The sequence below is a fragment of the Amphibacillus jilinensis Y1 genome (assembly GCF_000306965.1).
Lineage (GTDB): Bacteria > Bacillota > Bacilli > Bacillales > Amphibacillaceae > Amphibacillus_C > Amphibacillus_C jilinensis.
In genome coordinates this window covers 868073-878598 of sequence record NZ_JH976434.1, presented here as the reverse complement: position 1 = coordinate 878598, position 10526 = coordinate 868073, and the positions used below count along the sequence as shown (strand labels likewise).

Below are 10526 nucleotides of genomic sequence, written 5' to 3'. Positions count from 1 at the left end.
AGAATCGGTTCCTTAAGCGTGAGCGGATGGTTTTAAAAAGACAATGAGGTGAAGGGCAGTTGAAGCGAATATTAGTCTTGTTCAGAAATGATTTACGAACAATCGACCATCCAGCATTAAATCAAGCTGGGCGAGATGGTGAGGTATTACCTTTATACATAGCCAATCAACCCCGTCAACAAGTGCATGCAAGTGATTGGTTTCTCCATTATCAATTAATTGATTTAAAGCAATCTTTAAGCGAGTTGAACTTGCCATTATGCATGGCCAAAGGTGATACGATTTCTGTTTTGCGTCAGTTGATTGATCAATTTAAAATTGAAGCGATTTATCTTAATCAAATGCACATAGAAGCTGACGGTGCAAGTGATCAAGCCATTTCGGGATTGGCTAAAAAGTTAGCAATACAAATAAAATTTTTCGAAGCAAACACATTGGTCTCATTACATGCGATATTAACGCATCAAAATCAGCATTACAAAGTATTTACACCATTTTGGAAGCGGCTGATCCAAGCAGATATAATCAAACCGAGCAGTGCACCGGCTTCATATCATGCGATTGACATGGCGGAGTCATCGAGTCTGAAAATTGAGCAACTGAACTTACTTAAAGACAGTATTTGGACGACTAAATTTGCACATTACTGGGAGCCGGGTGAAAAGCATGCACATCGGCTATTGGAACAATTCATTAGTCACGCTTTGCCACACTATAATGAAAAAGACTATCCAAGCTTAGCAATGACCTCAATGTTATCGCCTTATTTAGCAGTCGGTGCGATTAGTCCACGTGTCATCTGGAATCGGATCGTTGAACAGATGCTGTTAACTGAAGATCAACGAGATCGAATTATTATTGAGAAGCAAGGATGGGCATTTTTAAGGCAGCTTGCTTGGCGAGATTTTGCCTATCAACAATTAGCTGTTTATCCAGATGCTAAAACGAAACCATTAAAGAGAAATTTTAATCAATTTCCATGGCTACAGGATCGTCAGCTGTTTGATGCATGGCAGAAAGGTGAAACGGGCTATCCGATTGTTGATGCAGGTATGCGAGAACTCTGGGAAACAGGTTGGATCAATAATCGGGTGCGGATGGTCGTTGCTTCATTTCTTGTTAAGCATTTACGCATTGATTGGCGTTGGGGGCAGGCATGGTTTGAGGAAACCTTAATTGATCATGATCAGGCCAATAATGTGTTGGGTTGGCAATGGGTGACTGGATCTGGCTTCGATGCTGCACCTTATTTCAGGGTATTTAATCCGATCCGACAAGCAGAAAAGTTTGATCCAGATGGTACGTATATTAAACAGTGGTTGCTAGAATTAACGGATCTTCCCACAGCTTACGTTCATCACCCTATTAAAACCCCCGAAATGATCTTGAAGCAGGCAAATCTTGAGTTGGGTAAGACCTATCCAACCCCGATAGTTGAGCATGAGCAGGCAAGAAAGCAGGCGTTAGCTGCTTATGACATCATTAAGGAGGGGAAATAAAATGAAGAAATTTTGGTTGAATGTATTTTTTTTAGTTGCGGTTATCGTTGTCAATGCACTGGCAAATATTTTACCTATCAATGGCTTAACAACAGGGATGATTTCCGATCGGCTCACGGTGTTATTTACGCCAGCTGGCTATGTATTTAGCATCTGGAGTGTCATTTATCTCACTTTAGCGATTTGGGTTAGTCGTCAATGGCCAGAGCACCGACGTAATCTGGGCATTTACCTTCATACACATTATTTGTTTTGGTTAACGTGTATTTTAAATATAACGTGGATTTTATTATGGCATTATTTATATTTTGGTGCCACTGTTATCGTGATGTTAACGTTGTTAGTCAGTCTAATTGTTTTGTATAAAAAAGTGCAGCGTCGAGCGATTAATTTTCTTGATCTCCTGCCATTTTCAATATATTTAGCTTGGATAAGCGTTGCAACCATCACTAATATTAGCTATTATTTAGTGGAGATCGGTTGGGATCGATTTGGAATAAGCGACCAAATCTGGACGATCGGTCTACTGGTTGCATCGGCAGGCTTAGCCATAGGATTTCGCTATTTGCAAAATGATCTGATTTATCCGCTCGTCTTTGTTTGGGCTATCCTTGGAGTTGGGGTGGAAAATCAAGGTCGCTATCCTGTGGTGAGTTCGGTTGCTTATATAGTAGTAGGTGTAATTGTTGTTATGTTGTTTATTGCTCGGAGAAAGCATAGATTCAATCCATCTTCTTAGAGGCAATAGAACAAACTTTCAATCAGTGAGCGGCCACTGATTGGTCAGGACATTAGCGTCCGTTAACGCCCGGCTAAATAGATGCACGCTGCTCTGAGGAGCGTTTTACGGACGCTCATCTGTGGGAATTTTGTTATAATAAATTAAACTTTTTGATTTCATTGGAGGTTACATCATGCAAGATCAGTACGTTGACGGTGTTGGACATCAGCACCAACCATCAAATAGTAGCAATCAAGAAAAAAGAGTGCCACGTTGGGCACAATTTATAGGGTTTATTTTTACCTATTTAGGTTTATCAATAGGATTAGCAATGGTTATCATTATGTTAGCATCAGTTATTGATCTGTTTCAAGGAACCGAAAGTGCAGATCAGTTGTCGATGACGCAATATGTTTCTATTATTGATGCGGTTGCATTTGTGTTTGCGTTATTAATTTTCTCGTCTATCCGCTTGTTTATACGTGATACCTTTTCATGGTCATATTTAAAGCAATGGCATACTTACCTTTATTTAGTGATCACATTTGCGCTTGTGTATTTGTCTCAATATTTAATTATTGATGTATGGCAGTTAGAACAGGCAGGTAGTCAAGTTGACTTGTTTGGTCTCGATCAAATCGATTTAGGTGGGCTGAATCTCATATTACTCGTGATAGCTTTTGTAATCATTGCCCCTATTCTAGAAGAAATACTGTTTCGTGCGGTTATTTTTGGTTTTTTAAAAGCCAAGTTCGGTTTGGTTATTGCTCTGGTGGTATCATCACTCATTTTTGGTTTGCTCCATCCTGGGCATATTTTATCTGCAAGTATAATGGGAATGGCAATAACGCTGCTCTATGTTAAATCAAATACGTTGTTGTCAGCTATCATCTTTCATATGGTTTGGAATGCTTTTGCTACATATGCCTTATTAAGCCTTGTTATTTAATGATCAAATAACTGTTCAGCTAGATCGTAATTTGTAGTTGGATGGATAGGAACGAAGGTGTCAGTCCGATAATCATAATGATAATCGGATTGCCATCTTTGGTAGTTACTTGTCACGGCTTCAATCGCATACAAGATATAAACGAGCTCTTGATTTGTTAAGGTTGGATGCAGTGATACTCTTACCCATCCAGGTCTTAGTGTATTATTTCCTTGCTTTAGCATGTTAACCATTTTGTCTGAATAGGCTTTTGATAGATTAAGTAAATAATGCCCATAAGGACCCGCGCATGAACAGCCACTTCTCGTTTGAATGCCGAAGCGATCATTTAACAACCGAGTAGCCAGATGGTGATGACAACCTTTGATCGTAAACGAAACGATTCCTAACCGCTCGGTGGACAAAGGATAGCCTAATATTTTAATGCCCTTGATTTTAGCGAGTTGAGGTAAAAAATAATGTAACATCAGAGCTTCTCGTTCCTGAATCTTTGCAACGGTCATTTGTTCCTTTAGTTGAACGGCAAGGGCTGCTTTAACCGTTTGTAAAATAGCTGGTGTTCCTCCATCTTCTCGAGCTTCAACGTCATCAATATACTGGTAAGCCCCTGATTTGGTCGTATAAAGTACCGTGCCTCCACCTGGATGATCTGGCACGTGATTGGCTATCGAATCACGGTTAACCACTAAGATACCTGTTGATCCAGGCCCACCTAAAAATTTATGTGGAGAAAAAACAATCCCGTCTAAATGAGCGAGAGGCTCTTGTCCGTGCATATTAATCGATAGATAGGGGGCTGACGCTGCGCAATCAACAAAACATAGCCCACCATATTGATGAACTAATTTAGCCGCTTGATGATAATTTGTGGTGATCCCTGTTACATTTGAACAAGCAGAAAATGCCCCGATCTTTAAGGATCGATCGCGATATTGAATAAGGATGTGTTCAAGCTCTTCTAAATTAATTTGATGTTGCTCGTCAAGGCCAATGGTGATCACTTCACCAATCGTTTCACACCATGAAAGGTAATTCGAATGGTGCTCTAATAATGATGTGATAACAATGGGGCGTTGGTGGCTCGGCATATTTAAAGAAGCGCGTAACGAAGAAGGTGCACGAATGCCTAATAACCGTTGTAATTTATTTAATGCAGAGGTTGTACCTGCGCCTACTGGTATGATGATGTCATTTGCATCAGCATTAACATGGTCCTTCAGTATTTTTTTAGCGTAGCTGTAAGCTTCGGTTGTCAATTGGCTTGTTAACGTGTGTTCTGTATGGGTATTACTTATCCAAGGTCCCAGTCCGTACGCTAGTTTCTCTTCTATTGGTTGGTAAAGACGACCTGTAGCTGTCCAATCCACATAGAGTAAGGGAAAGGACCCATAACGTGTCTGGACGACCTGATTAATGCCAATGATATTTTTTCTAAATTGTTGAAAATGTTGTTCTAAGTGTTCTGGGTGTTGGTTCACTGTATCACCTCATTTTCTATATAAATACAATATGTTTCAGTGGTTCATAATGTTTGTGTGGTGAAACTAGTTAAATTTCAATTTCGTTACAGCTGTTATTTAACGGTGGACTTTATAGGCGACTATGGTAAAATAAAATTAATTAACGAATGAGACGGTTATGTAGATAGGGGGGAGATAAAGTTGAAGCTTTGGCTTAAGAAAATATTTGTTGCGACAGTGGCGGTCATGACACTTGGTATTTATGTTCCTCCACTAGATATAGATACAAATGCAGAAGTGAATCATAAGGAGATTGAATCACCGAAAAAGCAACCCAGTATCGCTGACGCTCAACTTTATGATTCTCCTACTTTTTCAGATGAAGAGCAGGCTACCCAGCTTGTTGTACTTGATCCTAAGGATGTATTAGTAAGTGATGCAAAGGAACGAACGCTTGAGAAACTGGGTCCGCGTATTCTCAAACAGGTGAATCAGGAAGTAACAGAGGAAATCATTCCTAACCTTGAATATGTTATGAACATGATGATTGATTGTGAAGATCGTCAAGATGCTTTTACTTTGAGTCTGATTGAACATCAAACACCAGGCTATGGGGAAAAGATATTTGATTTATATGATGATGAAATCGACCAAATTGTTGCAAAATTCCATGTCAGAAGAGAGCATCGCCCACAAGAGGGCTATTGGTTTAATTTTCATTACCATTTAGCAGCAGATGATTATGAAGTTCACCACCCAATTGGCGAAGTCTTTTGGAGTAAAAACACACCACCTAAATGGATGAGTTGAAGGAGCTAATGCACACGGAGTACGTGTAGCTTAGCTCTTTTTTTGGTTGGCGTTTGAATCTTAGGATTTCAAGATAAGATGTTAGGCTCGATTTGTTCGTAATAAGCACCCATCCTGTAACTTTAAATGTTTGATAACAACAAATAAGGGTACATTAAATCTGACTAATCCATTAACTAAAGGAGGAGAAATCAGTGTTTAAAAGTGTTCAAGTTTATGTTCATGATGAAGACGAGGCGGAGGAGTTACGTAGTAAATTAAGTAGATTTGACACAAAAGAGATTATGATTGATTTTATTGAGCAAGATAAGGATATTGATTTTGTTATCCCTTATGCTCAAACAGGTACAGCGGGAGCTGACTCTCCTAACATAGCAGGAGGAATGGGACAAGTTGTTGCTTATCAAGAAATAACAGATGATGATAAGCGTGATAGGAATACAGTCTTAAGTTTTCAAGTGACTGAGGCAGATTTCAATGATGCGTTAGAAGCCATTCAACTTGCTGGAGGCTACGTTGATCGGGGTATTTTTGAATGAATAGAACATTCAATTAGTGGGAGGCGTTCTTCCCCACTAATTGTCCGTTGATTGAATCAAGACATTACCGTCCATTAGCTTCTAGCTAAAGAGGAACACCCAACGCTCTAGTCGGGTGTTTTACTTATGGTTAACTATAATAAAATAAAAAATCCTCTTTTTTTCTTGACCTACTTGTATATACAAGATACAATGAAAGCGCAAACACGTCATGTATATACAAGTTCGTTTTTATATGTACTATTATATTGATGAAAGGGGTAAACAAATGGGCAAATATACGGATTCAGCAAACGAGTTACTTGAACTTATTGGAGGTAGCGACAACATATCTGTCGTTACACATTGTGCAACGCGAATGCGCTTTGTTTTGAATGACGCAGATAAAGCCGATAAGGATAAGATTGAACAAATGGAATTGGTTAAAGGAACATTTACAAATGCGGGTCAATTTCAAGTGATTATAGGTAATGAGGTCGCTAAATTTTATAATGATTTTACGGCTATTGCTGGAGTGGGTGATACATCAAAAGATGAAGCGAAGGTCGCTGCTAAGCAAAATATGAATGTCTTGCAACGTCTTATTTCGAACTTGGCAGAAATATTTACGCCAATTATTCCAGCTTTGGTTGTAGGGGGGCTTATTTTAGGTTTCCGTAATATTATTGGTGATATTGCTGAATTTGGACCTAATAATAATCAGGCTTTAATTGAGTTTTCTCAATTTTGGCAAGGTACCTATGATTTTTTATGGTTGATTGGTGAAGCGATTTTTCATTTCTTACCTGTAGGTATTGTTTGGTCGATAACAAGGAAAATGGGAACGACTCAAATTCTTGGCATTGTGCTTGGTTTAACGCTTGTCTCACCGCAGTTACTTAATGCTTACGGCGTACCAGGGGCATCAGAAATTCCAGTTTGGGACTTTGGTTTTGCAACCGTTGATATGATTGGTTACCAAGCACAAGTTATCCCTGCCATGCTTGCTGGCTTTGTGCTCGCTTACTTTGAAATTGGATTAAGAAAGATTATTCCAAACGTGGTATCGATGATATTTGTTCCGTTTTTTGCGTTATTACCTGCTGTGTTAATCGCGCACGTTATTTTAGGCCCGATTGGTTGGGTAATAGGTTCATGGATTTCAGATGTAGTCTATGCGGGTTTAACTTCAGCGTTTGGTTGGTTATTTGCAGCCGTCTTCGGGTTTGCCTATGCCCCCCTAGTTATTACGGGTCTTCATCATATGACCAATGCGATCGATTTAGAACTTATGAATCAATTTGATGGAACCAATCTTTGGCCAATGGTCGCTTTATCAAATATTGCACAAGGTTCAGCTGTTCTGGCTATGATTATTATTAATCGTCGCGATAAAAAGGAGCAACAGGTATCTGTTCCAGCCATGATTTCTTGCTACTTGGGCGTAACTGAGCCGGCAATGTTTGGTATTAACTTAAAATATGGATTCCCATTCTTGGCTGCAATGATCGGATCCTCAATTGCTGCCACGATCTCTGTAGGTAGTGGTGTGATGGCTAATTCAATCGGGGTGGGTGGTATACCAGGTTTCCTCTCTATCCAAGCGATGCATTGGCTGATGTTCTTTATTGCAATGGCAGTAGCTATAGTTGCACCTATTGTGTTAACGATGATTTTTGCTAAAATGCGGATGGGTAAAAATGCATATCAACGCTTAGGTAAATCATAAAACGAACCACCAATCAGCCGGGGCGTTCTTGCCTGCTGATGAGTGGGTTTTGAGTGAATGAGGACATTAGCGGCTGTTCATGCCCATTTAACTGAACGCTACGCCTTAATTTGTATCGGCGTTTTAGGGACGCTTATCTGTGATAAAGTATTTGCAAGCAACCATCTTACCGCCTTGGTAGAAGTGTGTAAAGGTGGTTGTCTGCTATATATCAAATCGAAAAAAATCGGTTTCAATCATTCATCGCGAATGAGAGGAAGGTAAATGAGTGGCTGCACTTAAATAAGACATAACAATAGAAAACATAGGGGGATGATCAGGTGGCAAAACCTTGGTGGAGAAAGTCTGTTGTTTATCAGATTTATCCAAAAAGTTTTAATGATACAACTGCTACAGGTACAGGAGACATTAACGGCATTATTGAGAAGCTAGACTATTTAAACGAATTAGGCGTTGACGTCATTTGGTTAACGCCAATCTATGATTCACCTCAACACGATAATGGTTATGATATTGCAGATTATTTTTCGATTTTTGAAGAATATGGAACGATGGCAGATTTCGATCGTTTACTACTCGAAGCGCATAAACGCGGATTAAAGGTTATTATCGACATTGTGGTTAATCATACATCGACAGCACATCAATGGTTTAAACAATCAGCGCAAGGTAAGGATAATCCTTTTCGAAATTTTTATATTTGGAAAGATGGTCGTGGTGGACAGGAGCCAACGAATTGGCAATCGAAGTTTGGTGGTAGTGCATGGCAATACGATCAGACAACAGAGCAGTATTATTTGCACTTATTTGATGTTACGCAAGCCGATCTAAATTGGGAAAACAAAGAAGTTCGAGATGCTGTCTATCAGATGATGAATTTTTGGGTTGAAAAAGGTGTCGATGGTTTCCGTTTGGATGTCATTAACCTTCTATCTAAAGATCAATCTTTTCCGAATGATGATGGTTCTGTTCCTCCGGGAGATGGGCGCAAGTTTTATACCGATGGACCGAAGATTCACCAGTATTTACGAGAAATGCATCAAAAGGTCTTTAAAGGAAATGATTTAATGACAGTAGGCGAAATGTCGTCAACTACGATTGATCACTGTATTAACTACACGAACCCAAGTCGAGCAGAATTGGACATGACATTTAATTTCCACCATTTAAAAGTTGACTATCCAAATGGAGACAAATGGACCAAAGCCCTTTTTGATTTTCAAGCTTTAAAACAAATTTTATCCGATTGGCAAGTCGGTATGCACAATGGTGTGGGGTGGAACGCGTTGTTTTGGTGTAATCATGACCAACCTCGTGTTGTCTCTCGCTTTGGAGATGATCGTGATTATCATAAGACATCAGCTAAAATGCTTGCAACCGTTATTCATATGATGAAGGGGACACCTTATATTTATCAAGGTGAAGAATTTGGGATGACGAATCCAACCTTCCACTCTATTGAACAGTATCGTGATGTAGAATCTTTAAATATGTATCGGATCAAACAAAAAGAAGGCATGAGTGAACAAGAAATCTTATCCATCTTACAGCAAAAATCCCGTGATAATTCTCGAACGCCTGTGCAATGGAATGATCAGAGGCATGCCGGTTTCACAGAAGGCACCCCCTGGATTGAAGTGGGAAGGCGTTACAAGGAAATTAATGCAGAAAATGCTTTAAATGATCCAAATTCAATTTTCTATCATTATCAAAAGCTAATTCAATTAAGAAAGCAATATGAAATCATCACAACAGGGGATTATCGTTTGCTTTTACCCGATCATCGTGCTATTTTTGCATATATGAGGAAAGATCGTGATCAACAATTAATTGTACTCAATAATTTCTATGCTGAAACCGTAAGCTATCATTTAGCCGAAGAAGGTGTTGAGAATGATATGCATACAGAAGTGCTAATCAGCAATTATCCTGATCAAAAAGGTAATGTGAAATCAGGGGTGCTACGTCCTTATGAGTCAGTTGTGTATTATCTAAGATCTTAGTCTCTAACTATAACTATCGGAAGTGAAGGTAAGGTTGATAGCGATGAAAATGAAATATTTGTTAATATATCAGGAATTAGTTGAACAAATCGAAGAAGGCGATTGGACGGTCAACCAATACTTGCCTTCAGAACATGAATTGAAGAATTATTATCAAACCTCAAGGGAAACGATACGGAAAGCGCTCAATTTATTATCGCAAAATGGTTACATTCAAAAAGTAAGGGGAAAAGGTTCTGTGGTTATTGAGCGGAACAAATTTGACTTTCCTGTTTCTGGTTTAGTTAGTTTTCAAGAGCTAGCGGAGAAAATGAATCAGGAAGTTGAAACGATTGTTCATGATTTAAATTATGTTGAGACTGATCGTTTAGTAAGAAAATACTTACAGGTTAAACCAGAAGAAAAAGTCTGGCGGGTTATTCGTACGAGGGATTTAGCGAGTGAACGTGTGATATTAGACAAAGACTATTTTATAGAGGGCTTTGTGCCAATGTTAACAAAATCTGTATGTCAGGGGTCTATCTACGCATATTTAGAGGGTGAACTTGGACTGAAAATTAGTTTTGCTAAAAAAGAAATCACGGTAGAAGAGCCAACCGTAGAAGATCGCGAACTGTTGCAACTGGATGGTTTTGATAACATCGTTGTTATCAGAAATTTTGTCTATTTAGATAATGCGCAATTATTTCAGTACACAGAGTCTCGTCACCGACCCGATCGCTTCCGCTTTGTTGACTTCGCACGGCGACATAAATAAATGCTAATCATTCATTCAGACGAGCCTTCTTCGAATAGCTATAATATAAATCGAACCATTAGCTGTACACTGAGGAGGCT

General features: G+C 39.1%; 9 protein-coding genes. 8 read left to right on the top strand and 1 reads right to left on the bottom strand.

What is annotated here, in order from left to right; all coding sequences use genetic code 11:
- Nucleotides 1-59: 59 nt before the first annotated feature.
- The 3 genes from B494_RS0104685 (at nucleotide 60) to B494_RS18960 (ending at nucleotide 3169) form a co-directional block, all read left to right on the top strand.
- Nucleotides 60-1499: a cryptochrome/photolyase family protein gene (locus B494_RS0104685; protein ID WP_017471215.1), complete on the top strand. Its 1440-nt coding sequence runs from the start codon at nucleotides 60-62 to the stop codon at nucleotides 1497-1499.
- A 1-nt stretch (nucleotide 1500) separates the two neighbouring features.
- Nucleotides 1501-2238 carry a TspO/MBR family protein gene (locus B494_RS0104680; protein WP_017471214.1) on the top strand — a complete coding sequence of 246 codons (738 nt, stop codon included), beginning with the start codon at nucleotides 1501-1503 and terminating at the stop codon, nucleotides 2236-2238.
- Nucleotides 2239-2413: 175 nt separating this feature from the next.
- A complete protein-coding gene (locus B494_RS18960; protein WP_017471213.1) occupies nucleotides 2414-3169 on the top strand; it encodes a CPBP family intramembrane glutamic endopeptidase in 756 nt (251 codons plus the stop codon).
- Here B494_RS18960 and B494_RS0104670 read toward each other — a convergent pair.
- Complete coding sequence (locus B494_RS0104670) at nucleotides 3166-4647, bottom strand: aminotransferase class V-fold PLP-dependent enzyme (protein ID WP_017471212.1); 1482 nt, start codon at nucleotides 4645-4647, stop codon at nucleotides 3166-3168. The two genes, B494_RS18960 and B494_RS0104670, sit on opposite strands and share 4 nt — an antisense overlap.
- Nucleotides 4648-4830: 183 nt before the next feature.
- On the opposite strand from B494_RS0104670, the gene B494_RS0104665 reads away from it, so the two are divergent.
- The 5 genes from B494_RS0104665 (at nucleotide 4831) to treR (ending at nucleotide 10446) form a co-directional block, all read left to right on the top strand.
- Nucleotides 4831-5439, top strand: a complete 609-nt coding sequence (locus tag B494_RS0104665) for a YpjP family protein (RefSeq protein WP_017471211.1) — start codon at nucleotides 4831-4833, stop codon at nucleotides 5437-5439.
- A gap of 194 nt (nucleotides 5440-5633) precedes the next feature.
- The gene (locus B494_RS0104660) at nucleotides 5634-5978 is read left to right on the top strand and encodes a hypothetical protein (RefSeq protein WP_017471210.1); all 345 of its coding nucleotides are present in this window, start codon (nucleotides 5634-5636) and stop codon (nucleotides 5976-5978) included.
- Nucleotides 5979-6246: 268 nt separating this feature from the next.
- Nucleotides 6247-7686, top strand: a complete 1440-nt coding sequence (gene treP, locus B494_RS0104655; RefSeq protein ID WP_017471209.1) for a PTS system trehalose-specific EIIBC component — start codon at nucleotides 6247-6249, stop codon at nucleotides 7684-7686.
- Between the two features lie 320 nt (nucleotides 7687-8006).
- On the top strand, nucleotides 8007-9689 hold the full coding sequence (gene treC, locus B494_RS0104650; protein WP_017471208.1) for an alpha,alpha-phosphotrehalase: 1683 nt from the start codon (nucleotides 8007-8009) through the stop codon (nucleotides 9687-9689).
- A gap of 43 nt (nucleotides 9690-9732) precedes the next feature.
- Nucleotides 9733-10446 (top strand): trehalose operon repressor, encoded by a 714-nt coding sequence (gene treR / locus B494_RS0104645; protein ID WP_017471207.1) that lies wholly within the window; start codon nucleotides 9733-9735, stop codon nucleotides 10444-10446.
- The last annotated feature ends 80 nt before the right edge of the window (nucleotides 10447-10526 follow it).

Excerpts from the sequence above, each read along its gene's own strand:
- B494_RS0104680 (WP_017471214.1), top strand. The coding sequence starts at position 1,501 with ATGAAGAAATTTTGGTTGAATGTATTTTTTTTAGTTGCGGTTATCGTT.
- B494_RS18960 (WP_017471213.1), top strand. The coding sequence starts at position 2,414 with ATGCAAGATCAGTACGTTGACGGTGTTGGACATCAGCACCAACCATCA.
- treP (WP_017471209.1), top strand. The coding sequence starts at position 6,247 with ATGGGCAAATATACGGATTCAGCAAACGAGTTACTTGAACTTATTGGA.
- treR (WP_017471207.1), top strand. The coding sequence starts at position 9,733 with ATGAAAATGAAATATTTGTTAATATATCAGGAATTAGTTGAACAAATC.